Annotated in this window: 19 protein-coding genes, 1 tRNA gene and 1 pseudogene; 7 read left to right on the top strand and 14 right to left on the bottom strand. The window is 71.1% G+C overall.

Going from position 1 to position 24,849, the window contains the following annotated elements:
- Positions 1-89: 89 nt before the first annotated feature.
- Positions 90-1,553 carry a diguanylate cyclase gene (locus tag GCE86_RS24330; RefSeq protein WP_154229068.1) on the bottom strand — a complete coding sequence of 488 codons (1,464 nt, stop codon included), beginning with the start codon at positions 1,551-1,553 and terminating at the stop codon, positions 90-92.
- A gap of 176 nt (positions 1,554-1,729) precedes the next feature.
- Here GCE86_RS24330 and GCE86_RS24325 point away from each other — a divergent pair, with 176 nt between their 5' ends.
- Both GCE86_RS24325 and GCE86_RS24320 read left to right on the top strand, forming a co-directional pair.
- Positions 1,730-2,509 carry a phosphodiesterase gene (locus GCE86_RS24325; protein ID WP_154229067.1) on the top strand — a complete coding sequence of 260 codons (780 nt, stop codon included), beginning with the start codon at positions 1,730-1,732 and terminating at the stop codon, positions 2,507-2,509.
- Between the two features lie 4 nt (positions 2,510-2,513).
- Entirely contained in the window at positions 2,514-3,242 is a 729-nt protein-coding gene (locus tag GCE86_RS24320) for a histone deacetylase (RefSeq protein ID WP_244317053.1), read from the top strand.
- On the opposite strand, the gene GCE86_RS24315 is transcribed toward GCE86_RS24320, so the two are convergent.
- Together GCE86_RS24315 and GCE86_RS24310 are read right to left on the bottom strand one after the other, a co-directional pair.
- The gene (locus GCE86_RS24315) at positions 3,217-3,792 is read right to left on the bottom strand and encodes a hypothetical protein (RefSeq protein ID WP_154229066.1); all 576 of its coding nucleotides are present in this window, start codon (positions 3,790-3,792) and stop codon (positions 3,217-3,219) included. The two genes, GCE86_RS24320 and GCE86_RS24315, sit on opposite strands and share 26 nt — an antisense overlap.
- A 574-nt stretch (positions 3,793-4,366) precedes the next feature.
- Positions 4,367-5,170 carry an alpha/beta fold hydrolase gene (locus GCE86_RS24310; RefSeq protein WP_154229065.1) on the bottom strand — a complete coding sequence of 268 codons (804 nt, stop codon included), beginning with the start codon at positions 5,168-5,170 and terminating at the stop codon, positions 4,367-4,369.
- Between the two features lie 284 nt (positions 5,171-5,454).
- Between GCE86_RS24310 and GCE86_RS24305 the strand changes: the two genes are divergently transcribed.
- Positions 5,455-7,197, top strand: coding sequence for a bifunctional metallophosphatase/5'-nucleotidase (locus GCE86_RS24305; protein WP_154229064.1), 1,743 nt, complete (start codon positions 5,455-5,457; stop codon positions 7,195-7,197).
- Positions 7,198-7,266: 69 nt separating this feature from the next.
- On the opposite strand, the gene GCE86_RS24300 is transcribed toward GCE86_RS24305, so the two are convergent.
- From GCE86_RS24300 to GCE86_RS24290, 3 genes are all read right to left on the bottom strand, one after another.
- The gene (locus GCE86_RS24300; RefSeq protein ID WP_154229063.1) at positions 7,267-8,544 is read right to left on the bottom strand and encodes an MFS transporter; all 1,278 of its coding nucleotides are present in this window, start codon (positions 8,542-8,544) and stop codon (positions 7,267-7,269) included.
- Positions 8,545-8,632: 88 nt separating this feature from the next.
- A complete protein-coding gene (locus tag GCE86_RS24295) occupies positions 8,633-11,131 on the bottom strand; it encodes a hypothetical protein (RefSeq protein WP_204343309.1) in 2,499 nt (832 codons plus the stop codon).
- A gap of 2 nt (positions 11,132-11,133) precedes the next feature.
- Positions 11,134-11,823, bottom strand: coding sequence for a hypothetical protein (locus GCE86_RS24290; RefSeq protein WP_204343308.1), 690 nt, complete (start codon positions 11,821-11,823; stop codon positions 11,134-11,136).
- Between the two features lie 193 nt (positions 11,824-12,016).
- On the opposite strand from GCE86_RS24290, the gene GCE86_RS24285 reads away from it, so the two are divergent.
- Positions 12,017-12,490 carry a hypothetical protein gene (locus GCE86_RS24285; RefSeq protein ID WP_154229062.1) on the top strand — a complete coding sequence of 158 codons (474 nt, stop codon included), beginning with the start codon at positions 12,017-12,019 and terminating at the stop codon, positions 12,488-12,490.
- Positions 12,491-12,562: 72 nt separating this feature from the next.
- Here the strand turns inward: GCE86_RS24285 and GCE86_RS24280 are convergent, their stop codons facing one another.
- The 5 genes and pseudogenes from GCE86_RS24280 to GCE86_RS24260 form a co-directional block, all read right to left on the bottom strand.
- Positions 12,563-13,666: a calcium:cation antiporter gene (locus tag GCE86_RS24280; protein WP_154230651.1), complete on the bottom strand. Its 1,104-nt coding sequence runs from the start codon at positions 13,664-13,666 to the stop codon at positions 12,563-12,565.
- A 125-nt stretch (positions 13,667-13,791) separates the two neighbouring features.
- Complete coding sequence (locus tag GCE86_RS24275; protein ID WP_154229061.1) at positions 13,792-14,682, bottom strand: hypothetical protein; 891 nt, start codon at positions 14,680-14,682, stop codon at positions 13,792-13,794.
- Between the two features lie 118 nt (positions 14,683-14,800).
- A pseudogene (locus GCE86_RS32195) lies at positions 14,801-15,274 on the bottom strand (SigE family RNA polymerase sigma factor); the annotation flags it as partial.
- 239 nt (positions 15,275-15,513) lie between these two features.
- A tRNA-Pro gene (locus GCE86_RS24265) sits at positions 15,514-15,590 on the bottom strand.
- A 119-nt stretch (positions 15,591-15,709) separates the two neighbouring features.
- Positions 15,710-16,603 carry a metallophosphoesterase gene (locus tag GCE86_RS24260; protein WP_154229059.1) on the bottom strand — a complete coding sequence of 298 codons (894 nt, stop codon included), beginning with the start codon at positions 16,601-16,603 and terminating at the stop codon, positions 15,710-15,712.
- 25 nt (positions 16,604-16,628) lie between these two features.
- On the opposite strand from GCE86_RS24260, the gene GCE86_RS24255 reads away from it, so the two are divergent.
- Positions 16,629-17,084 carry a GatB/YqeY domain-containing protein gene (locus GCE86_RS24255; RefSeq protein ID WP_154229058.1) on the top strand — a complete coding sequence of 152 codons (456 nt, stop codon included), beginning with the start codon at positions 16,629-16,631 and terminating at the stop codon, positions 17,082-17,084.
- Positions 17,085-17,107: 23 nt separating this feature from the next.
- Here the strand turns inward: GCE86_RS24255 and GCE86_RS24250 are convergent, their stop codons facing one another.
- On the bottom strand, positions 17,108-17,365 hold the full coding sequence (locus GCE86_RS24250) for a hypothetical protein (RefSeq protein WP_154229057.1): 258 nt from the start codon (positions 17,363-17,365) through the stop codon (positions 17,108-17,110).
- Between the two features lie 47 nt (positions 17,366-17,412).
- Entirely contained in the window at positions 17,413-21,651 is a 4,239-nt protein-coding gene (locus GCE86_RS24245; RefSeq protein WP_204343307.1) for a golvesin C-terminal-like domain-containing protein, read from the bottom strand.
- A gap of 258 nt (positions 21,652-21,909) precedes the next feature.
- Between GCE86_RS24245 and GCE86_RS24240 the strand changes: the two genes are divergently transcribed.
- The gene (locus GCE86_RS24240; RefSeq protein ID WP_154229055.1) at positions 21,910-22,281 is read left to right on the top strand and encodes a hypothetical protein; all 372 of its coding nucleotides are present in this window, start codon (positions 21,910-21,912) and stop codon (positions 22,279-22,281) included.
- A gap of 20 nt (positions 22,282-22,301) precedes the next feature.
- Positions 22,302-22,760, top strand: coding sequence for a peptidoglycan-binding domain-containing protein (locus tag GCE86_RS24235; protein WP_154229054.1), 459 nt, complete (start codon positions 22,302-22,304; stop codon positions 22,758-22,760).
- A gap of 162 nt (positions 22,761-22,922) precedes the next feature.
- Here GCE86_RS24235 and GCE86_RS24230 read toward each other — a convergent pair whose 3' ends face one another.
- On the bottom strand, positions 22,923-24,785 hold the full coding sequence (locus tag GCE86_RS24230) for an AfsR/SARP family transcriptional regulator (protein WP_244317051.1): 1,863 nt from the start codon (positions 24,783-24,785) through the stop codon (positions 22,923-22,925).
- Positions 24,786-24,849: the final 64 nt, after the last annotated feature.

Raw genomic sequence — 24,849 nt, 5'->3', positions numbered from 1 at the left:
CGGACCTGCGCGTCGATCATGGAGTTGTGGCGCCTGGAAGGCCCGATCGGAGCCCTTTGTCAGGTGCCACAACTCCATGATCGACGGCGTCAGGCGGCGGAGAGGTGTACTCCGTCGCGGCCGTCGCGTTTCACCGCGTACAGGGCCTGGTCGGCGCGGCTCAGGGTTCGTTCCGGGGACTCGCCGGGGCGGGGGAGGGCGACGCCGACGCTGATCGTCCGGCCGGTGCGGCGGGCGGCCTCGGTGAGCCGCTCGGCGATCCGCACGGCCTCCTCGGGCCGGCTCACCTCGATCACCGCGACGAACTCGTCGCCGCCGGTGCGGTAGAGCTCGTCACCCTGGCGCAGCGCACCCTCCAGCGCCCGGGCCAGCCCCACCAGCAGCTGGTCGCCGGCCTGGTGGCCGTACGTGTCGTTGACGTCCTTGAAGCCGTCCACGTCGATCGCCAGCAGGGCGGTACGCCCCGGCGTGGCGCTCGCGATCCGCTGCCCGAACGGCCCGGTGTGGCGCAGCCCGGTGAGCGGGTCCGAGCTGGCCTGCTCGCGTAGCCGGGCGAGCGTACGCAGCCGGTCGAGGCAGATCCACGCCTGCCCGGCCAGCAGCTCGATCAGGTTGACCGTGGTCGGGTCGGGGCGCAGCAGCCGCTCGTCGGCGACCAGCAGCACGCCGCCACCCTCCGTGGGACCGACCGGCACCGCCACCAGGGTGCGCGCCCCGGCCCGGGTCAACGGCAGGTAGTCCTCGGTCGGCGGATGCCCCTCCTCGCCCAGCGTGTACGCCGACCCGTGCCGGTGCGCGCGGGCGATCATCCGGGCGAGCGCCGCCGGACCGGCCTCGGCCAGCTCGGCCCGCATCCGGGCCTCCAGCGCCCCGGGGGTGGCGGTGGGCGTGCCCAGCCGCGGTTCGCGCGGGCCGGGAAGGATCAGCACGGCGGCGGCGAGCGCCGAGACGTCCCGGGCCGCGGCGATCGCGGCCGTCGTCAGGTCCCAGTCGGTGGGGGCGCTGGTCATCGCGGCGGTGTGCCGGAGCAGCTTCTCGCTGCGGGTCTCGGCCGGCGGGCCACCGAGCGCGGCGATCCGGGCGCCGAGCCGGTCGGCCAGCCGCTGGGCGGTCCTCCGCCACCGCTGCGCCTCCACCGGGCCGCTCCACTGGAGGTCCAGCACACCGAGCGGGCGGCCCGCCCGGTCCCGCACCGGCACGCAGATCTCGGCCGTGACGTCGGGGCGTACCGGAAGGTAGTCGGGATCGGCGGTCACGTCGGGGACGACGGCGGGCTCGCCGGAGGCGTACACCCGCGCGACGATCGAGCGCTGGTGGTCCCGGCGCGGCGTGCCGGAGTCGTCGGCCCCGGCCTGCGCCGGCACGGTGGAGAAGACCTGCCAGGCGCCGGTGGCGGCGACGCAGCGGAGCGAGTCGTGGACCCCGAGCAGGATCGAGACCGTCGCCGGCGTGTGCCGGGCCAGCGCCGAGACGGTCCACTGGCACGCCTCCAGCGCGGTCGACGCCATCGGTAGGCGGACCGTGACGTCCCGGACGACTCGCTCGTGATCCACGTCGTTCCTGCTCGGAGGGGGCGGGGCGCGATCAAGGGTACCCAGCGCGGCAGCCCGCGACCTTCGTACACATGTGCTATCCACAGGCTGTGGACGGGACCTGTGGGCGGGAGAGGGCCGCGCGTTCGCGTGCGGCGGCGATAGCGTGAGGGTCCCGGGCTCGTCAGGAGGCGCCGATGCTCATCGCCCAGCTCAGCGACCCGCATGTGACCACCGGCCTGCTCGCGGCCGAGCAGGCGTCCGGGCTGCACCGGGCACTCGGGCGGGTGCTCGCCCTGCGCCCCCGGCCCGACTGCGTGGTGATCACCGGCGACCTCGTGAGCAACGGCCGTCCGGACGAGTACCTCGCGCTGCGCGAGATCATCGGGCGATTCCCGCTGCCCGTCCACCTCGCCGCCGGCAACCACGACGACCGGGAGTCCCTGCTCGACACCTTCGGCGGCACCCCGTACCTGGGTGGCGGCTTCTCGGCCCACTACCACGTCGACCAGCCGGACGGCACGCTCGTGGTGCTGGACTCGCTCGCCCCCGGCGGGGACGCCGGGCGGCTCGGGGACGACCAGCTCGGCTGGCTCGACGGCGTGCTGGCCGGTCGCACCGAGGTGCCCGCCGTGGTGTGCCTGCACCACCCGCCGATAGCGGTCGGCGTGCCGGCCATGGACGCCATGGGGCTCACCGACGCCGACGCGCTCGCCGAGGTGATCGGTCGCCACCCCCACGTGGTCCGGGTCGCCGCCGGCCACCTGCACCGGCCGGTCACCAGCGCCTTCGCCGGCACGGTGCTCACCACCGCGCCGAGCACCTGGATGCAGGTCAGCCTCGCCATGACCGACGAGGAGGGCATCGGGTGGGTCGCCGAGCCCACCGCGTTCCTGCTGCACCGGGTGGCCGACGGGGGCTGCGTGACGCATACGGTCCAGGTCAGCCACGCCGCCGGGCGGACCTGCTGGTTCTGAACCCGTGGAGCCCCTGCTCTGGTACGTCGCGTACGGCTCGAACCTGCACGCGGCGCGGCTCGACCGGTACATGCGGGGCGGGCGCCCACCCGGCGGGCTGCGCACGTACCCCGGCTGCCGGGACTGCCGGCCACCGCGCCGGACGGCCGCCGGGCTGATCCCCGGCGGTGTCTACTTCGCCGGCGAGTCGCGGGCCTGGACCGGCGGGATGGCGTTCTACGACCCGGACCTGCCGGGACGCGCGGCCGTGCGCGGCTACCTCGTGACGGTCGAGCAGTTCGCCGACATCGCGGCGCAGGAGATGTACCGGCCGCCCGGGACGGACCTGGACCTGATCCGGGTGGCGGCGGAGACCGGCCGCGCCACCCTCGGCCCCGGCCGCTACGAGACCCTGCTCCGGGTCGGCACGCGTGACGGCCTGCCGATGCTCACGTTCACGGCCCCGCACCGCGCGTCCGAGGTGGACTGGACCTCGCCGGCTCCGGTCTACCTCGGCATGCTCGCCCGCGGGCTGCGCGAGGCGCACGGCTGGGGCGTCGCGCGGATCACCGGCTACCTGGCGGCCCGGCCCGGGGTCCGGGGCAACTGGCCCCGCTCCCGGGTCGGCCGCCTGGCGGAGGATGCGGTCGGCGGGGCGGGACGCGGCGGAGGCCACCGGGACCAGGTCCCGATGGCCTCCGCCCTCAGCTCCGCGATGTCGGAATGGATCAGAGCGCCCCGAGGATCCGGTTGAGCAGGGCCACGATCCCGTTCAGGACGCCACTGCCGCCGCCGGTGTTGTCGAGCAGGCCGGCGACCGCGCAGAGCAGGTTGCCGAGCAGGTTGCCCGGGCCCTGCTGCGCGGTGATGTCGAGCACGACCTCGTCGAGGTGCACCTGGAGACCGAGCAGGTTCAGGTCCAGCGGGCCGAGGTCGAGATTGAGGATGTCGCAGGTGGCAGCCGCCTGGACCGGCACGGTGATCTGCTGGTTGACGGCGCCGAGCGAGGTGCCGGCGGAGTTGGTGAGGGTGCCGGTCAGCGTGCCCACGGCGGCGAGCTGACCGTTCTGGTTGACGAACCGGGTGGGCGTGAAGGTGCCCGCGAAGTTGCCGACCCCGCCCAGCGCGTCGGTGAAGCTGCCGGTGACGGGCGTGCTGACCGCGGACGCCGCGGGGGCGGCCGCGGGTGCCTGCTGGGCCTGCTGGCTCACCGGGGCGGCCTGCGCCACACCCGTCGTGGCGAGGACCAGTCCTACGCTCGCGGCCAGGGCGACCGAGGCGGTCCGGAGACGTGCTGCATGCATGAACTCTTCCTTCCTCTGGCTCATTCGTGCGTCCATCCGGTACCCCGGTCCAACCGAGCGATTCAAATAAAATTCTTCACTTTCGATCGGTTTCGGACACGTAGCCGCAGCTCAGCGCCCTGTGGGTTCATCCGCTCGCCGCGTCGGCGCCGCGTCGGGCGCGCGATGGTCTAGATCGGACAGTCGGCATCCTCCACCGGCCGCGGGTGCTCGCCCGCCGTCAGGGCGAAAAGTCCCCGATACGCCCCCAGCTCCCGGTCGACCCGGCGCGGTCGCGCGCACGTCTGGCGCTGCCGCCGGGGCCGGGCCTTCGGGCGGATGCGACCGGCGTACCGGCAGATGTTGACCACCGAACGGTCCTGTTCGGCTCGTCCGCGAATGTATTTACCCGTGGGAAGGTTGCGCGAGCAAGATTCTGCACGTGACATGAAGGGGCCGCGACACCTGATCGTGGATCAGCAGGTGCCGCACCCTCCTGCTGGTCCGCCCCGCGCACGGCGCCGGCTCCCTGGTCCCTGGGAGCCGGCGCCGTGGGCGTGGGACCCCGGCCGCCCGGCAGACCTTTCGACCGGACTCAGCCGAGCAGGGCGTCGCGCAGCGCGGGGGCCAGCACCTCCGGCGGCACCTCGTGGAAGCCACCCGCCAGGCTGAGGTGGGTCGCCCCGGGGATCGCCCCGGCGGTCGCGACGGCCGCGTCCCGCAGCCACGGCGGGCTGCCGGTGCTGTCCACCACCACGGTGGGAGCGGTGATCGCCGCGAGCCGGTCCTCGGGCAGGCCGCCGGAGCCCGTGACCGTGGTGTCGTAGGCCAGGGTGTGCGCCAGCCCCGCCATCCAGCCCCACTCGGGGGCCTCGCGCATCGCGCCGACCGCCTCGGTGGGCACGCCGACCGCGTCGGTCAGGAAGAGGGCGACCGCGTCGTCGCGCCGGCCCGCCGAGACCAGCTCGCTCAACCGCTCGGCCAGCCCCAGCTTCCGGCCACCGTGCGGGCCCGCCTGGAACGGCGGCTCGAAGAGCGCCAGCCCGGCGACCGGAACCCCCTCGGCCGCCACATACGCGGCGAGGATCGCGCCGGAGGAGAGGCCGTAGAGGTGGGCGCTGCCGCCGGCCCGGTCGGTCAGGGCCGCCACGTCCTCGATCTCGCGCTGCACCGCGTACGGTCCGGTGTCACCGCTGCCGCCGCGACCCCGGCGGTCGTAGCCGTAGACGGTGAAGTCGGCGGCGAGCGCGGCGGCCAGCGGGCGGGTCGTGCTCCGGTCGTTGAAGGCCCCGCCGACCAGGATGATGGGCGGCCCGTCACCGGCCGTCTCGTAGGCGATCGTGGTGCCGTCGGCGGACCGCACCGAGTCCACCGTCCAGTTGGTCCCGCTCGACTCCATGGCTACTTTCCTAGTCCATACCTCCGACAGCGGCAGGGCATGAAGGAATTCACCCGCCGGTCATGTCCGACTAGTCGGGCGTACCGGCGCAAGTTGCTGTCGGTATCCGCAGTTGAGATGGACTGCCCCGGTCGACCGATCGCTTGACGGGTGGCAAGCTTGCTTCGGCAGGCGGCGTCCCCCGACCGCCGTCATCCGCGATCGACCCCTGTCACGGCACGTCCAGGGTCACCGGTGCGAACCATCGCCCGGACAGCCACGCGCCGAGTCTCACGAGGAGTTCCATGTCCGTCCCCGGGATGCGCCGCCGGGCCGCCGTCGGCCTGGCCGCACTCGCCGCCACCGCGTTCACCGCGGTCGCCGTACACCCCGACCAGGCCGCAGCCGACCCGACGCCGATCGACGTCAAGCTGCTCGCCATCAACGACTTCCACGGCAACCTGGAGCCGCCGACCGGTTCCAGCGGCACCATCGACGGGAAGACCGCCGGTGGCGCGGCATACCTGGCCGCCCACCTCGACGCGCTGCGGGGCACCACCGAGGAGGAGCGGGAGCACACCGTCACGGTCGCCGCCGGTGACCTCATCGGCGCCTCGCCGCTGCTCTCCGCCGCGTTCCACGACGAGCCCACCATCGAGGAGATGAACCTCGCCGGGCTCGAGTTCACCAGCGTCGGCAACCACGAGTTCGACGAGGGCGCCGCCGAGCTGCTCCGGATGCAGAACGGCGGCTGCCACCCGGTGGACGGCTGCGGCGACGGCACCCCGTTCGCGGGCGCCGACTTCCAGTACCTGTCGGCGAACGCCTTCAAGACCGCCACCGGCAAGCCGCTGCTGCCGCCGTACGGCATCAAGAAGATCGACGGCGTGAAGATCGGCTTCATCGGGATGACCCTCGAGGGCACCCCGCAGATCGTCAGCCAGCAGGGCGTCGCCGGCCTGTCCTTCGCCGACGAGGCGGACACCGCCAACAGGTACGCGCGCATCCTGCAGGCCCAGGGCGTGCAGTCCATCGTGGTGCTGCTCCACGAGGGCGGCGTGCAGAACGGCGGCGGCATCAACGACTGCACCGGGTTCAGCGGCCCGATCGTCGACATCGCGAACCGGATGGACCCGGCGATCGACGTGATCGTCAGCGGGCACACCCACGCCGCGTACAACTGCAACATCAACGGCAAGCTGGTCACCAGCGCCAGCTCCTTCGGTCGCCTGGTCACCGACATCGACCTGAAGATCGACCGGCGGAGCAAGGACATCGTCAGCGCGTCCGCTAACAACGTCGTGGTCACCCGGACCGTCGACCCGGACAAGGCCACGAACGACCTGATCACCCACTACAAGACCGCCCTCGGCCCGGTGGCCGACAAGGTGGTCGGCGAGACCACGAGCGTGCTCACCAAGACCCAGGAGAACCTGTACCAGACCGGGGTCGACGTCAACGGCAAGCCGACGTACCAGACCGGTGAGTCGCCGCTCGGCAACGTCATCGCCGACGCCCAGCTCGCCGCCACCGACAACGAGCAGAACGCGGTCGCCGCGTTCATGAACCCCGGTGGTGTCCGCGCCGACCTCGACGCCGGCCCGGTCACCTACGCCGAGGCGTTCACCGTCCAGCCGTTCGCCAACAACCTGGTGACGCTGGACCTGACCGGCGCCCAGCTCTACTGCCTGCTGGAGCAGCAGTTCACCACCGCCAAGGTGCTCTACGCGTCCTCGACCGTGCACTACGTCGTCGACGTCAACGGCACCACGGCGCCGGCCGGGTCGCCGTGCACCGGCACCCGCGTGGTCCGGGGCAGCCTCACCATCAACGGCACCCCGGTCACCGACGCCGCGACCTACCGCGTCACGGTGAACAACTTCCTCTCCGGCGGTGGCGACGGCTTCAGCGTCCTCACCGGTGGCACGAACGCCGTCACCGGCATGATCGACCTGGACGCCTTCACCGCGTACCTGACCGAGAAGTCGCCGGTCTCCGCGCCGGCGCTGAACCGGATCCAGACCACCGCGGAGGTTCCGGCCGCCTGACGGCCGACCCGCACGACGACGGGCCCCGGAGCTGATGCTCCGGGGCCCGTTCGCGTGCGGCGACAGTGCTCAGGCGTGCGCGGGCTCCGGCTCCCGGACGACGGCGGCGACGCGGCCGTCCTGACCGGCGGTGAGCAGCCGGCGCAACGACAGGGCCAGCACCGAGGCGGTGAGGCAGCCGCCCACCACGACGGCCACCCAGAGCCGGCCGTGTGCCGCACCGATCAGCGGGCCCGCGGTGACCGGGCCGATGACCCCGCTGATCCCGAAGATCATCGAGCTCATGGCGTTGTACCGCCCGCGCAGCTCGTCGGTGGCGAGCGCGTTCGTCAGCGCCGGCATCACCGGCGACAGCATCGTCTCGCCGAACCCGAAGATCGCCGAGCAGGCCACCACGCCCAGCGCCGCGAGCAGCGCGTTGCCCGTGCCGATCACGCCCGCCGCGCCCAGAACCAGCCAGGCGGCCGCGAAGACCGCACCCACCGCGGCGAGCGCGCCGGTCCGGCTCCGGCCCTCCATCCGGCGGATCACCAGCAGCTGCGAGAGCACGATCATCACGGTGTTGCCGGCCAGCGCCCAGGCCACCACCCGCGGCGACACCTCCACCACCCGCACCGAGTACGCGGCGAAGCCCACCTCGATCTGCGCGTAGCCACAGGTGGTGAGGACCAGACCGAAGATGACCAGCCGGCGGAACGGCCGGTCCCGCAGCACGGTGAGGTAACCCCCGGCCGGCCGGGTGGCCTCCGTCGCGGCCCTGGCCAGCCGGTGCCCGACGTGCGGGAGGGTGAGCAGGATGAGCCCCGGCATCAGGTAGCTCAGCGCGTCCAGCAGGTAGATGGCCTGGAAGGTGACCGGCCGGGCCACGTCGACCACCGCGCCGGAGATCAGGCCGCCCACCCCGATACCCAGGTTGAGCAGCGCGAAGTTCAACCCGAACACCCGCTGCCGCTCACCGTCGCCGGTGAGCGAGGCGAGGATCGTGTTCTGGCCGGACCAGATCGCCGAACTGCCCACGGCGATCAGCGTCATCACGCCGAACGCCGAGGCCGTCGAGTCGACCAGGGCCAGCGAGCCGGTGCCGACCGCCTCGATCACCAGGCAGGGGAGCACCACCCGACGCGCGCCGAACCGGTCGATCAGCGTGCCGCCCAGCGGTGACAGCGCCAGCGTCACCGCGCCGAACCAGCCGATCACCAGGCCGGCCCGGGGGTCGCTCAGCCCGCGCACGTCGGTGAGGTAGATGAAGAGGAAGGGCAGGGTGAGGCCGCGCCCGACGGCCGACAGCAGGGTGCCGATCAGGATCCGACGGGCTTCGGGACGGGCGGGCAGGGCGCGGCGCAGCATGCCTGGATTCTGTTGCGGGGGTACGACAGGCGGCGAACGGTTTTCGAGAGACCCACCTCACCCCGTTGCTCACGGGGTGAGGTGGGTCTCAGCCGACCGGCGTCGGTGTCGCCATCTCCGACCCCTCGGCCGTGGCGTCCGACGGGGACTCCTGGACGGTGGTGGCCGACGGTGACCCCTCGGCCGGGGTGGCCGACGGAGTCGTACCCGACGGGGTGGGCACCGGTGAGGTGGACGCGGAGTCCGCGGGCGACGGGGTGTCGGCCGCCGGTGCGGTGGAGCCGGCGGGCGCCGACGGCGCGACGGACGGCGTGTCGGTGGGGCTCGGGGTCGTGCCGGCGGCCGGCACCGCGGTCGTAGCGGTCGCGGAGGGCGTGCCGCCGGCCGTCGCCGCGACCGCCGGATCCTGCCCGATGATCTCCACGATCTGTGCCTTGAACCCCTCCAGGCGGACCTGGATCTCCTGCGGACCGAGCCCCCGGATGTGCTGGCCGAACCGCTCGATCTCCCGCCACAGCGCGGTGATGCGGTCCTTCGTGTCGTCGCTCAGCCCCTCGGGCAGGGTGAACACGAGTTGCGAGGCCACCGCGTACGTCAGGCAGTCCCGGCAGGAGTAGTTCACGGCGGCCGACACGTTCTCCGGCACGATCACGTCGGCGGGCCCGACGACGAGCACCACCTGAAACGAGACCGCCACGGTGCGGCAGTCCCGGCAGCTCGCCAGGGCGTACGCCTCGTTGCGGTTGTCGACGTCGCCCTCGTCCCCGTCGGCCCACACGAGGGCGAACGCCACGTCGTAGACGGTGGAGCCGTCCCGGGTGTTGACCGCCAGGGCCTGGTTGTCACCCGGGCCCGGTGCCTCCGGCGGGTTGAACGGGAAGACCCAGGTCGATCGCGGGTGCCCGCCGGCCGCGGGCGAGGCGGGCTCCCGGGGCACCAGGACGAGCGCCAGTCGCTGCTCGCCCGGGGTGGGTGGCGTGGTGGCGCCGGGCCAGACGGTGGTCACCGTCCGCCGCTCCCCGACCCGGAGCGTCGGCTCGACCGCCGGCACGGCGGAATGCCGCTGCCCGGCGGGCAGTGCGTCGGCGACGGTCCCGCGCTCGTGCTCCTGCACCGGCCGGTAGGTCGCCGGGTCCGGCCACCAGGCCCAGACCAGCGCCGCCACCAGCGCGCCGCCGGCCACCACCGCGCCGACGCGATGCAGCCGCCGGCCCGCCGTGGCCCGCCAGACCGAGCGGACCGTCCGCCGCACCAGCCGGACCAGGAGGTACGCCGTGCCGAGCAGGGGCAGGCAGATGGCGAGCACGGACAGCAGCCGGACGCCGATGCTGGGGACGTCCCCGTCCACCCAGTTCGCGACCAGGAGCACGGACTGGCGCTGCAGGCCCTGCCAGGCGGTCGCCACGACACGGGGCAGGGCCGTCACCATCAGCACCAGCGTGATCAGGAGCAGGGGCACCACGATCAGCACCCACAGGGTCACCACCACCCGGGCCCACGGCTTCAGCACCTTGGACTCCGGGCGGTTCCACCGGGTCGGGAGCAGGCCGAGCAGCGTCGGCTTGATGCGGGCATAGAGGTCCGGCACCCCGGTCAGGTCCGCCAGGATGTGATAGCCGTCGAAGCGGACGAACGGCGCCAGTTGCCGGAGCATCTGCAGGACCTGGGCGACGATGACGAGCAGCAGCGCGTCCCACCGGGTGACCGCCCAGGTGGCGAAGATCGCCACCGCGACGATCGCGTTGAAGTACAGGCCGCCGAGGTCGACGCGGATCCGGCCCGCCCGTCCGAGCCGGTAGCTGTCGTCGACGTTGGTGTAGAAGGCGGGCCAGACCAGGTACAGGCCCACGCCCATGGTGCCGGGGGTGGCGCCGCCGTACCGGCAGGCCGCGGCGTGCCCGAACTCGTGGAAGCCGGCCGAGACGATGGTGATGGCGAAGACCAGCAGCAGCAGGCCCGGCCTGTCGAACACCTGGTGGGTGGCGGAGGCGAGCCCCTTCTCGAACAGCACCCATCCGGTGGACAGCAGGAAGGCGACCAGGACGAGGGCGACGACCGGTGGGCGGAACAGGGCCGCGAACGGCCGGGTGATCCGTCGGGTCACCCGCGGGTTGGAGACCACGAGTCGGAACCGCAGCGCCAGCAGGGGATTGGCCTTGCGCGCCGTCGGTGCGGCGCCGTCGGACCGTGCGATGAGGCCGAGCGGGCGCAGCTTCTGCTCGGTCAGCATGCGCACGTTGTCCGCGGTGACCAGACGGTCGATCCTCCGGCTGACCAGCGCCGCGATCTCCGGGTAGCCGCGCCGGCCGTCCATCGCCTCGAGAACGAGATACAACAGCCGGGTGAGCTGGCAGGTCTGGCCGTCGTCACGCCGTACCAGCCCGGGTGGTTGGCGATACCCGGAGCCCGGCAGTTCGCCCAGCAGTTCCAGTCCCGGCGCGTGGGCGGGCACGACCTCCCGCGGGCCGGATCCGGTGGCCTCGGCGGTGTCCGGCTCCGGTCGGGAACCCCCCGCAGGGCGGAGCACCGTGCTGACGGCGCCCCGCCCTTGCGAGGTGATCGGGCCGGACGGCGAGATGACACTCATCGCTACTGGGTGATCTCGGCCTGCTGGTCGGCCGTGGCGCGCGCCGTCACGTCGTCGAGGTGCTGGGTGATGATCGCGTCCTGCTGGGAGATGGCGGTGGCGCTGGAGTCCACCGACGCGACGTTCGCGGAGACGGCGGCGTCGATCGGCGCCGCGACGTTGGCGTTGGCGGCGACCGCGCCGGCGACCGGCGCGGCGAGGTCGGCGTCGAGGGCCACGTTGACGTCGACGTTCAGCAGGTCGCCGTCGAGCATCGACGCCGGGTCGGTCGGGACGGTGACGTCTCCGTCGGTCGTGCCACCGGTGCCGGGGTCGGTGGTGCCCGGGTCCGCGGTGCCCGGGTCGGTCGTGCCGTCGTCGATCACGTCGTTGGACTGGTCGATCGCGCTGTCCTGGGGAGCGGTGGCGATCGCGTGGCCGGAGATGGTCTGGTCGATGAGGACGCCCTGGTCGGACAGGGCGGCCGCGGTCGAGCCCGTGGAGAGGATGTTGGCGCCCACAGCGGCGTCGATCGGGGCGGCGACGTTGGCGTTGGCGGCCACCGCGAGGTCGATCGGCGCCGCGAGATCCAGCCCGAGGTCGAGGTCCACGTTGAGGTCGAGGAGGGAGATCACCTCCTTCGTGGGCAGCGCGGTCGCCGCCTCTGCGGCCAACTCGTCGAGGGACAACGGTGTGAGTTCCGGTGTGCTCACGATCAGCTCCATTCCGGTACGCGCGTCGCGTGCCACGGTCCTGTCATGACGTACGACCGAGCGCATCCGGCATCTCGGGCGCCGCGTGCCGCTCGATCAACAGTGCGGATCTCGGTGCCCCGGATATTCGAGCTCAAAACATCCTGATGCGGCTGACGGGCGTCCTGTCGGTGCGGTCTGCCATGCTGGCCCGGTGACCACGACCTGGCGCCACCTCCCCGCGGCCGCTCGGGAGATCGCCGATGCCGCCATGGTGGCCGTGACCGCCGCCGCCGAGCGCGACGGTGCGGCGTACGGGCCGGCGGTGGAACGGCTCACCTCCGCGGACCGGGCCGGGCTGGTGCTCGGCGGCGTGGTCCGGTTGCTGCTGGAGGAGAGCCACCCGGACGGGTTGGACGGCGACGACGTACGCCAGGTGCTGGAGCGGTGCGTCCGGTCGAACGCGGCCTGGCGGGCCGACGTCGACCCGCACGTGCTGCTCGTGCTGCTGGCGAGCGCGCTCGGCGTCTACGACCCGGGCGACGACGACGCGCCACCGGATGCGGCCGCGATCGCCCGGCACGCCCCGCTGCTCATCGCCGATCTGATGGCGGCCACCGGCCGGCCCCTGTCCGACCACCTGTCGGCGGCGTTCGCCGAGGTGGCCCGCACCGAACTGCACGACTGACGGCTCCCTCGCCGACGGTCACGGGCCGGCCGACGGTCACGGGCGAGCCGACGGTCACGGGCCGGCCGACGGTCAGGGGCTGGCGGCGAGGAAGACGAATGCGGCCAGCAGCACCAGGTGCACCCCGCCCTGGAGCACGGTCGCCCGGCCCGGCACCACGGTGAGCACGCCGGTCACCGCGGTCAGCGCCAGCAGCGTCATCTGGGTGCCGCCCAGGCCCAGCAGCAGCGGGCCCTCCAGCCAGATCGAGGCCAGCGCTATGGCCGGGATGGTCAGGCCGATGCTGGCCATGGCCGAGCCGAGCGCCAGATTGAGGCTGATCTGCACCCGGTCCCGGCGGGCCGCCCGGGCGGCGGCGAGGGTCTCCGGCAGCAGCACCAGCAGGGCGATGACCACGCCGACGAACGCCTGCGGCAGGTTCGCCGCCTCGACGCCCGCCTCGATCGCCGGGGAGACGCTCTTCGCGTCCCCGACCACCGCGACCAGGGCCACCACCAGCAACGCCAGGCTGGCCAGGGCGGTACGCGTCGACGGCGGGTCGGCGTGCCCGTCACCGTCGGCGTCCTCGGGAATGATGCTGCCCTCCTGCGTCACCGGCAGGAAGTAGTCGCGGTGCCGGCCGGTCTGCACCATCACGAACAGGCCGTACAGGGCGAGCGAGGCGACCGCCGCGAAGGCCAGTTGCGCGGGGGAGAACTCCGGGCCGGGCCGGCTCGTGGTGAAGGTGGGCACCACCAGGCTGAGGGTGGCGAGCGTGGCCACGGTGGCCAGCGCCCCGCCGGTGCCCTCCGGGTTGAACACCGCCACCCGCCGCCGCAGCGCGCCGAGCAGCAGGGACAGGCCGAGTATCCCGTTGCAGGTGATCATCACGGCGGCGAAGACGGTGTCCCGGGCCAGCGCCTGTGTCTTGTCGCCGCCGCTGATCATCAGCGTGACGATCAGACCGACCTCGATCACGGTGACCGCCACCGCGAGCACCAGCGACCCCAGCGGCTCGCCCACCCTGTGCGCCACCACCTCGGCGTGGTGCACGGCCGCCAGCACCGCGCCGGCGAGCAGCGCGGCCACCAGGAAGACCAGCGGGCCGGACAGCTTCCGGTTCCAGGTGGCCGCGAGCACGACGACCGCGATCAGGGGTACGAGGGTGGTCCAATCGGTCAGGCGGGATCGGATCATGGCGGCCATGCCATCAACCTTGCCAGGAAGAACGATCAACTGCCCGTGGTGGGACGCTTGTGATCCGTCACCGGACCAGCTACGGGGCCGGGCCGGCCGCCTCGTGGGCCCGGCCCACGCCAGCGTCAGCTCGTCGTCGGCTTCGGCTTCCGGACGGACGATTCCGCCGTGACCACCACCTGCGAGACATCGACGTGCACGGCTTCGGCGGTCCGGGTGCGGAGCAGGTCGAAGGTGGCACGGTCGATGGCCGGTCCGAAGTACGTGGCGCGTACCCAGATCACCCAACGGTTCTGTGCGTCCCGGCGTTGCCCGCTCGCGGAGCCTTTGGCGCCGGTCCCGGTGACGTCGATGACCGGGGGCAGCCCGCTGCCGGAGGCGGCGGGGGCGGTGGCCGACACGGTGAACCACAGGCCTCGCACCTCGACGACCCGCGCGTCCTGCACGCCGTCGAGCTTGCGCAGGTTGGCGGCGGCGCGCTCCAGTTCGGCTCTCGTGACCGACTGATGGATGGCGACGGCCGGGCCACCGGTCGGAGCGTCGGGAAAGAGCTTCCGCAGATCCGGGAGGTTTGAATAGTCGTGATCCCCCGGGGCAAGCGCGGAAAACACCGCCGTAAGGAACTCGTTCGTGGACGACACCTCGGACGCCTCGCGGCTCGCCTCCGGCGTCCAGGTCAGGATCGGGATCCTTGTCCAGTACCCACGCAACGACGGGTCGAGGGTGGTGGCCGACGCGGCCGGCGGCCGGTCCTCGTGCCGGCCCGGCCCGGCGCCGGTGACCGCCGCCATCCCGATCACCAGGAAAAGCACTGTCCCGAACACCCCGGCCGTCGCGACCCGCGCGGTACGCCGGCCACGCGCCGTGCCCCGGACCAGGTCGTACGACGGCACGATCGCCCGGCGCGCCGCGTCGCCGGCCGCGTCCCGGAGCATGGTGTCCAGGCCGGGCAGCGAACCTTCCAGGTGGCTGTCGAGGCCGCGGCTCTCTCGGTCGACGTTGTGGCGTTCAGGCATGACGACGCTCCAAGGTCGTGATGTCGTCCGGTCGGTCGGAACGGCCCGGTGTGCCGGACCGCGGCTCGCCCGCGTGGGGTGTGGAGCCGGACCCCGTTCGGCTCCACTGATGCGAGGCGTCCGCCTCGTCGAGGATCTGTCGCAGAGCCGTCCGGCCGCGCGACAGCCGGGCCTTGACCGTGCCGGATGGCACGCCCATCTCCGCGGCGACCTGCTCGACCGACCGATCGCACAGGTGGTGCAGCACGATGGCGCGTCGCTGCTCCTCGGGCAGACGTTGCAGGGCCGCGACGATCAGCGGAGTCTCCACGCCGGGCGCAGGCACGTGCTGGACCGGCCCGCGCCGTCGCCAGGCCGCCAACCCGGACCGTGCGGAACGCCAACGGCTGACCGCGACCCGGCGGGCGACTGTTCTGATCCACGCCTCCGGCTCGTCCCCGTCGGCGAACCGGCGACGTCTGCTCCAGGCTCGGACAAACGCCTCTTGAACGGCGTCCTGCGCCTCAGCGAAGTCGCCGGTCAGCAGATACACCTGACCGACCAACCGGGCGAAGGTCGATGCGTAGAACGCCTGGTAGTCCTCCTCTGTCACGCCGACCCACTCTCCTCGGAGGCTGCTCCTCCCACTCACGCAGCAGAGCGACGCCACGGTTGCACCGAACCGAGGAAATATCTGAGGGCTGGACCGGCGGTTCTTTGAGACCGGGGCCGAAGGGCTGCTTGTGATCCGGATCGCGGGGCGCTGCATCGGTGGCTGCCCTCGGCCGGACGATCATCCGCCGGAACGAATCAAGACCCCTCCGTGGAGGGGCCTTGACCTGCTGTTACCTCTGGTCGGGGTGGCCGGATTCGAACCGACGACCTCTTCGTCCCGAACGAAGCGCGCTACCAAGCTGCGCCACACCCCGAGGCGTGCCGACAAATAGTAGCCCACCCGCTCCGACGGTCAAACTCGGTATCCCCCGCGCCGACCCCGCCGCGGATCTTGGTGGTCACCGGCCCCGGTGAGGGCCGCTTCGTACCAAGATCAGCGAGGGATCAGCGTCAGGACGCTTGCTTCCGGGGGGCAGGCGAAGCGCACCGGCGCCGTCGGGTGGGTGCCCAGGCCGGCCGAGACGTGCAGCCAGGAGTCGGAGCCGGGCCAGCGGTGCAGCCCGCGCGCCATCGACCGGGGCAACCCGCAGTTGGTGACCAGCGCGCCGTACCCGGGCACGCAGACCTGCCCGCCGTGGGTGTGCCCGGCGAGCAGGAGCCCGAAGCCGTCGGCGGCCATCCGGTCCAGCACGGCGGGCTCCGGGGAGTGGGCCAGGGCGATGGAGAGCGCCGGGCCCGTGCTGACCGGCCCCGCCACGGCCGCGTAGTCGTCGCGCTCGATGTGCGGGTCGTCCACGCCGACCAGCTCGATCTCCCGGCCCCCGGCCTTCAGGGTGGTCCGCGCGTTGTTGAGGTCCACCCAGCCGGCGCCGGTGAAGACGTCGCGCAGCTCCTCGTACGGCAGTGGCACGCCCTCGGTGTACTCCCGGTCCGGCAGGAAGTAGGTGAACGGGTTCTTCAGGACCGGCCCGGTGTAGTCGTTGGAGCCGAAGACGAAGGCGCCCGGCAGGTCGAGCAGCGGTTGCAGGGCGCGCAGCACGCCCGGCACCGAGTCCGGGTGGGCCATGTTGTCCCCGGTGACCACCACCAGGTCGGGGTCGAGGGCGGCCAGCGAGGCCACCCAGTCCTGCTTGCGCCGCTGGTCGGGCATCATGTGCAGGTCCGACAGGTGCAGTACGCGCAGCGGCTCGGCGTCGGTCGGGAGCACCGGTACGTCGTACCGGCGCAGGGTGAACATGTTGCGCTCGATGAGCGACGCGTACGCCAGGGTGGCCGCCCCGGCGGCGACGGTCCCGGCCGCGAGCCGGAATAGTGTGCGCTTTCGCATGGCGTTCAGGGTAGTTTGACCGTCCATGAGCACGCTGAAGGACCGCCTCACCGCCGACATGCGCGCCGCCCTCAAGGCGCGCGACGAGCTGACCACCTCCACGCTGCGGATGGCCCTCGCGGCCGTCGGCAACGCCGAGGTCGCCGGCCGGGAGAAGCGCGAGCTGAGCGACGACGAGGTGCTCGCGGTGCTGACCAAGGAGGCGAAGAAGCGCCGCGAGGCGGCCACCGCCTTCGCCGACGCGGGTCGCGCGGAGCAGGCCGGCAAGGAGACCGCCGAGGGTGAGGTGCTGGAGCGCTACCTGCCGAGGCAGCTCTCCGACGACGAGCTGGCCGAGCTGGTCTCGGGGGCGCTCGCCGCGGGCGGCTTCACCGGCAAGGCGCAGATGGGCCCGGCCATGAAGGCGGCCCAGGCCGCGGTGGCGGGCCGGGCCGAGGGCGGCCGGGTCGCCGCGGAGGTACGCCGCCAGCTCGGGCTCTGAACCTCCAGGGCGTTGCCCCCTCCTCAGGTGCCCTCTCTCCTGACCGCGTTGGTCAGGAGAATCCCGATCCGGGTGGCCGAGATCACCAGGCCGGTGCCGAAGACGATCACCCAAAGTGCGCGTGGCTCGCCCAGGGAAAAGATCAGGGCGATCGACGCCAGGAAGTGCGCGGCCAGGACGCCGAAACGCAGTCGCGTCGGTCGTAGTGGCAGTGATGCCACTACGACCGACGCGATTCCTATTGGCACCAGAATGAACCAGACGAGCGCAAACGCGGCCATCCGATCACTTTACCAGGGGCCAGCCTTCCTGCTGGCCCGCTTCAATGTCAGTTACTGTGTGAAGGGTCGCGGGCGAGGTTCTTGTCGACGCAGAAGTGCGCAGTGGCTGGATTGATTCCGGGATCCTCCGGAGTGGGTAGCGGAGACATGTCCCAGGGATTGCCCGACCGGTCCGTCGCCGCGTCGCACACTCCGTAGGCGTTGGGCCAGAGGGGATAGGTCTGGTTCGGGTCCGGGGTTTGGCTGAAGTTCTTGAAGTTCCCCGTCCACAGCGGGCCCTTGCTCGTGGTCGATGCTCCGGTTTGGGTCATTGCAATGCCATTGTGGTAGAGGTATTGGTCGGGCATCCAGCTGCCCCGCAGGATTGGCCGGTTGTTCTGCTTGACAGTGCCATCCGAGCAGGCCTTGAAATTGAGCTCCTGCCAGATTGGCGCGGCCTGGGTGAAAGCGCTGCCGTCGATTCCGGGGAGCCCGTTGTCGAAGAACAGCTCGCGGATCTCCTCGGCCAGATCGCGTACCTTGTCCGGCACCGCGCCGCTGTCACCGAGCCGGTTCACGTAGGCCGACATCGCCGAGTCCGGGCCGTCCTCGCCCAGCATCGGCCGGTAGCCGATCGATCCGCCGGACACCTGTAGCGCGGCAACGCAGGTGGCATTGGTCTGCGTGGGGTTTCCGGCCGAGTCGACCAGAGACGGCGCCTTCCCGGCGGTCGCGTACGCCCGGCCGGGGAGGATGCCGTTGGTGGCCGGATTGGCGGTCGTGTAGGCGCCGTTGTGCGCGTTGAGATCCTTGATTCGGTAGGTCAGGTTGGGCGGGGCGATCCCGTACGCGGATTTGACGGCGTCGAAGAACTTCATCACGAACTCCGGCAGATGGGTGTTGCCGGTTCGGTGCGTGTACTCGACCCACTCACTGCCCGGAATGACCTTCCCCCCGCTGTCGGCCACGAAGGAGACGGTGGCCTTCGACCTGATCTTGATCCGGTCGTCGTTGTCGAAGTGAGCGGGCCGGCTGTTGCTCGTCGGCCTGTCCGTGTAGGGCTGGGCGAAGCCGATCCAGCGGCCGATGCTCAGGCCCTGGGGGTGGTTGACCGGATCGGTGCCGGCTCCGGTGACTTGGTCCCGCCACTGCTGCGCGAAGGTTCGCACCGAGGCGGCGGCGCAGTCGCCCGACGCCGGGCATGCCGGCAGGGCCAGGATGCCGCCGGTCTGCTCCATGCCCCAGTCGTACAGGTTCTGTCGGCTGCCCAGCGGACCGGTCAGCCAACTCATCGTGGATGCCGCGTCGATGTTCTGGTCCTCGTCGAAGACGGCGACCGCCTCGACGGACTCCTCCTTGAACGTGCCCGCGATCGGGGCGAAGGCGACCGCGTCGAAGGCGATGTCCTGGGTGCCGTCTCCGTCCGGAGTGACCGAGCTGAGGCTGACCTGGGGAATGTTGTTGAACATGAACGCGCCGATGGACACCCAGCGGTTACCTGTCCCCGGCTGCCGGACGAGCCGCTCCCGCTGGCCCTGGGCGGTGGTCACGACGTATCGCGCGAGCTTGGTGTGCGCTCCGTGATCGGGTAGAGCCACGAAGACCTTCATCGGCCCGTTGTATGAGGTGTTCAGCTTCCAGGTGGCGTTGACCTGGAGCTTCCCGCCGGTGTCCCCGCTGGTCCTGGTGTGGGTGAACCAGAAGTGCCCACCGAAGCCCCCACCGATCTGATGGGTGTCGATCTTGCCGGGATAGTTGCCGTACCCGTCGTTGACGAAACTCAGCGTCATGCTTCCGCTGTTGGTCCAGGTCCGCGGGCAGGAGGGGCGGATCGAGGGGGTGCTGTCCGAGACGTCATCGATGACGCGAGCGTTCGAGGGCAGGCCGGAGAGGTCGCACCGGGGCGGGTAGGCCGTCCCATCGTCCTGGTAGGCGTAGCCCGGGTCGAATCGCAACAGCTCATTTCCGCAGGTCAGGTCGCAGTCTGTCTTCCAGGTGCTCGGCTGGTGATACCAGCAGAGCAGGTCGTAGCGCCCCGAGGCGTCCTGGTGGGCGCACGGGCCGGCCGGCTCGCCCCGCACCTCGGGCGCGTCGGGCCAGTGCAACGCGCCGGGCTCGCAGTCGTTGCTCTGGTCACAGAACTGAGTGAGCGGGGGCTTCACCTGGCGTCGACGCTCGGGACCGGTTTTGCTGTCACCGTTCCACCACGCCGGCCGGTAGCCAGCCACCAGGACGTCGGGCGCCTCCAGGACCTCTACCGGATGGCCGGCCCACCCCATCACCTTCTCCGGGTACGGCCAGTCCTGTGGGTGGGCGGCGTCGGCGTATGTCTCGTCGAGGAACGGCTTACGGTTCGCCGGGTACTTCGGGTTGACCGGGTTGTTCGACCAGCCCACTCCCCACGGCGTGTCGTCGCCCTGGCTCGGGTAGAAGCCCGAGTTGTAGGCCCACACCGCGAAGAACCAGTTCTCGATCTTCGACGCGTCACCGTTGTTGATGACCAGCCCGTTCCCGTTCACCTGGTTCCACTTCGTCTGCAGGATCTGCAGCCCGGCCGCGATATTGGCGGCGAAGTCGAGGGCGACGGCCCGCTGCTTCTGGTACGGCCAGGCCGTGTCCTCGGGGCCCTTCTCCTTGCCGGCGAGCCGCATGTGATCGGTCACCTGCATGACGCCGTAACCGCAGTCCGCGTGGCCCCAGTTGATCGACCAGTCGTCGGCCGTACTGTCGTTGTAGATGTCAAGACCGAAGTAGTTGCCGATCAGCGGGTTGGCAGTCACGCCAGGCACCGCGAACCGCGCCGCCTGCCACAGGTTCGACTCCTGCGCCGCGATCCCCAGCATCACCTGGGCTGGCACCACACCACCCGTCACCAACTGGACGGAGGGGAACAGCCCCTGCGGGGTGTACGCCGGCATGTTGAGGTTCTTCCAGTTCGCCGGACGGTTGACGTTCAACACGCCGCGCACTGCCTGGTCGACCGCCCATTCGACCTGACGGGGCTTGGGCTGCATGGCCTGGTTGGCGGGATCGTTGCGCGGCACCGAGCAGTAGCGCTCGTTGAAGTCGGCGGGGTTGTTCGGATCCGCTGCCATCACTCGGGCGCCGGCGCCAGCTGGCTTCCCCGCCATGACGGCAGGGCTCAGCGCCCGTCCGGCGGCGCGGTTGTCAGCAGTGGCGGGCCCCTGCCCGGGATCGGCGCGGAAGCTGACGGACCGACCGGTGGACGTGGCGCGAGCCGAGATGTCGACCTTCCGCACCGCGTCCTGTCCGGTGGCCGCGCTGCTCGCGCTGACCGAGGCACTGGATCGCACGGAGGTGAGCGCGAGCCGTCCCTCGGTTGAGATCCGCGATCCGGCCGGTACGTCGAGCAGACGAACGCTCGCCGAGGCGCCGGGAGCGGTGGACTGCGGGGCGCCGGTCACGAAGACCCGCCCGCCGCGACCGGTCGTCACGTCCACGTCGGTCAGTCCGCCGACCGCCAACCTGGTCGCTGAGCTGGCGCTCCTACCCTTTGAAGGCGGGGCAACCCGATGAACCACCGCCCGCTCCGCCTTGTCGCGTTCCATGAAGACCACACCGCCGGCCGCATCGGGAGCGACCCGGAACGGCACACTCGACGTGCGGACCAGCAGACGACGGTTGCCCTTGGCGTCCACGCGGACCAGCGCGCCGCGGTCGGCCGCGACGATCCCGCCGGCGGCGGGTACGGCGGAGGTGAGCTGGCCCTTGACGGGAATGCGCTGCTTGATCCGACCGTTCGACGTGTCGACCCGCAGCAGGCGGGTGCGCTTGACGCCCTCATCGCCCTGGGTGAGGACCGCTTCCTCGCCGGCACCGCAACCTGGGTTGAAGTAGGCAAGGGACGACTGCACGGCAAGCTTCCGCACCTTCCCGGTGGTTAGGTCCACCAGCGCGGAGAAGCCACCGCGATCGAACAGGTCGGGCTTGTTGGTGAACGTCCGGGGGGCGTAGACGACGACGGCACGGCGTCCGGACGCGGTCAGGCAAGCGTTGCCGATCCACTGGTCGGCTTCGAACCCAGGCTCGGAGAGCGTGGCGACCGTCCGCCAGGTGTAGCCGCTTGACTCGTCGGCGATCAGCAGGTGAAGTCCGTCGGCGTCGCCCGCGGTCGTCCAGGCCCGATCGGTCGAGGTTCGCCACGCCTCGCCGAGCACCCGCGCCCGGTCCGGCGCGGGGACAGCGGCGCTCGGCGCGCTCGCCGCGCTGCCGCTGGTCGGCTTGGGGGGCGTCTTCGTGCGGGCGTCGGCGATGGCCGGGCTGGAGGCGACCAGCGCGACGGTCATCGCGAGTGCGGTACCCAGAGCTGTCATTCTTCGTCGCCGGCTTTGTGGAAGCATAGTTCCTCCCCAAATCACTGATGTCGATCTGTTCAGGTGTCGAGGAACTTACCGTCGGCGACGTTCGTCGGTGACCCGGAATCGCTGTGAAAGATCTGTGATGGATCGATGGATACGGCTGGGAGCGTCTCTTTTGCCGGCTCCGGAAGTGTCGAGTCGGCGGGCGGCCGACGCTGGCGAATCGTCAGCAGGATCGAGGAGTGTATGGAAACAAAGCGAGTATCTGCGCTAGGAGGCGCACTTGCGCTGGGGGTTGGTCTGGCCTTTGCGCCGGCGTCCCCGGCCTCGGCCAGCAGCATGTACGGGTGCGTCTACCCGCGAGTGTGCTTCTATTTGACCGAGGCGAATTTCTGGAACAGTTCGCCTACGGCGGCCTACCAGGATGTGACATCGACCTGGCAGACCCTCAGTTCGCGAGCCAAGGGCGCGAAGTACATCGTCAACACCCGCAATGACGATGTGATCCACCTGCACTACACGAACGGTCAGACGAACTGCCTGGAATCCAACAGCATCGCTTATGAAACGAGCAGAATCGTCGACAAGGTGCGCATCAGCTCGGCGTCGTCCTGTTGATCAGTCGAAAGGAAACTCTCATGCGAGCGTTGAAGTCTCTGGTGGTCGCCGCGCTGGTCGGCGGTGGAATCGCCGTCGCCGGCGCCACTCCGGCCCAGGCCGCGTATTCGACCTGCACGAGCTGGTCGACCTACGACACGACGTACAGCACGTCGTACGTGCAGCACATCCCGAGCGTCGGTTACCACACGGGTCGGCTGACGTGTCAGCTCAAGAGCGGCAACAACAATGACGCGGTGACCGTGCTCCAGCGCGCGCTGCGCTACTGCCACGGATACAGCATCGGCATCGACGGCGAGTTCGGACCGCAGACGAAGGCGGCTGTCCTGGGTGTCCAGCGGCGGGCGAACTCGGCATACGGCGCCGGCATCGCGGAGGACGGCGAGTACGGTCCGCAGACGGCGGACTGGATCCACTGGCCGGTATGGACCAAGGCTGGCAACACCATGACCAACCGCTGCGAGCTGTCGCCGGTCTGACCGGCGGCCCACGTCGACCCGTCCGTCCGGGGTCTGCCCGGCCGGGCGGGTCGACGCATTGGGGCTCCGATATTGAGCTGGAAGCGTCTCAGCGTTCGCGGACGACATCCAGCTCGGACGGCAGCGGCAGCCGTTCTGGCTTGGCAACCGGTGTTACCCCGCCTACGCCCCACCGTGCCAGGCTGCCGCGCGGTCCCGGGCGTACAGGCGCAGCAGCCCGTGGAAGCTGAATCGGCCGGGTGAGCGTTCCTCGATCAGGTGTGCGCTGGCGAGCCGGTCCAGCAGGAGTAGCACATTCGCCGGATCGTCATTGGTCAGCGATGCGATCGAGTTGGCCGAGAAGTCGTCGCTGGCCAACGCCCCAAGCAAACGGAACAGACGCTGGGCGGCCGGCGCCACGGCGTTGTACGAGCGGTCCAGCGCGATCGGGACCGCGGTTTCGTCGTCGTCGTCGGCGGCCAGGAACGCGAGTCGATTCTCGGCTCGCAACTCCGTCACCAGATCCGCGATGCGGCGACCGGGCCGCTGGTTGAGTTGCGCCGTCACGATGCGCAGTGCCAGCGGCAGGTGAGCGCAGAGAGCCGCCAACTCGACTGTGGCGTCGAATTCGGCACGCACCCGATCCTCCCCGAGCAGGGTTTCGATCAGCGTGACCGCCTCCGTCGGGGCGAGGACGTCCAGGCAGATATTGCTGGCGCCGTCGCGGGCCGCCAGACCGGTGAGCCGGTTGCGACTGGTGACCAGGAGGAGGCATCCCGGGCTGCCCGGCAGCAGCGGGCGCACCTGCTCGGAAGAACGCACGTTGTCGATGACGACGAGGATGCGTTTCCCGGCGAGCGTCGACCGATACAGGGGCGCGGCCGCATGAAGGTCTGCCGGCATCCGATCCGGTGGCACACCGAGTGAACGCAGCAGCATGCCCAACGCCTCGCTGGCGGAGAGCGACGGACCTGCTGCGTGCCCGCGCAGATCGACGTGGATCTGCCCGTCGGGGAAATGCGACGCGGCGCGGCGCGCCCAGTGCACGGCCAGCGCGGTCTTGCCGACCCCGGCCGTACCGGTGATGATCGCGGCCGGCTGGCTCCCGGTCGCCTCGAGCAGGCGATCCAACTGCGACAGGGCGTGCGCCCGGCCGGTGAACCCGGTGATGTCGGGTGGTAGCTCGCAGGGCACGACTGCGGCCTGGACGGTCACCTGCTCGAGGTCTCGCGCTCCTGGCGGGGGAACAGACGCGTCCTCACCGCGTACCAGGGACTCGTGCAGCGTTCGCAGGCGCTCGCCGGGCTCGATGCCGATCTGCTCGTTCAGCAGTTTGCGCACCCGGTGGTAGGCCTGCAGTGCCTCCGTCTGCCGGCCGGAGCGGTAGAGCGTCAGCATCAGCAGGGCATGGAGGCCCTCCCGGTAGGGGTGGGCGCCGACCAGGGTGGTCAGGTCGGGTATGAGCTCCCGATGGCGGCCCAGCCCGAGGTCGAGATGGAGGTGCCGCTCAAGCGTGCCGAGCCGGTGTTCCTCCAGTTGCATGGCGGTGGCTTGGAGTGCGGACGTCGGCAGACCGTCCAGGGCGGCCCCACGCCACAGATTCAGGGCGGTACGTAGAGCGTCGCTCGCCTCAGCCATGCGGCCCTCACGCTCCAGGGCATCGGCGTGGGCGATCTCCTGGTGGTAGCGGTGCAGGTCGAGTTCCCACTCTCCCAGGCTCAACAGATAGCCTGTGCCGGCGGTCTGGATCTGCGGGCCTGCCGTCACGGTGCGAAACAACCGGCGTAGGCTGCCGACCCGATTTTGTGCCTGGACCCGAGCGCTACCGGGTGGATCATCCCAGGTTGCTTCGACCAGCCGGGAGACCGAAACCACTCGATCGCTCTCCAACAGCAGCGCGGCGAGGATGCACCTTGTGCGCGTGCCACCAATGGCCAGGCCGCCGGCGCGATCCCATGCCTCCAGCGAACCGAGCAGCGCGAAACCTCCATGCGTCACGTTCCTACCCCCGTAGAGAAACGCTTGTGGGCCGTCACTGTCGATCACCCGACGGCCACGCCGTGTTCGATCTTTCTACCGCCTCCTGGTGTTCCCGACAAGGGATGGGCCA

Source organism: Micromonospora terminaliae, from assembly GCF_009671205.1.
GTDB classification, from domain to species: domain Bacteria; phylum Actinomycetota; class Actinomycetes; order Mycobacteriales; family Micromonosporaceae; genus Micromonospora; species Micromonospora terminaliae.
The sequence above is the reverse complement of the archived record's forward strand: the minus strand, read 5'-3'. Positions and strand labels throughout refer to the sequence as shown.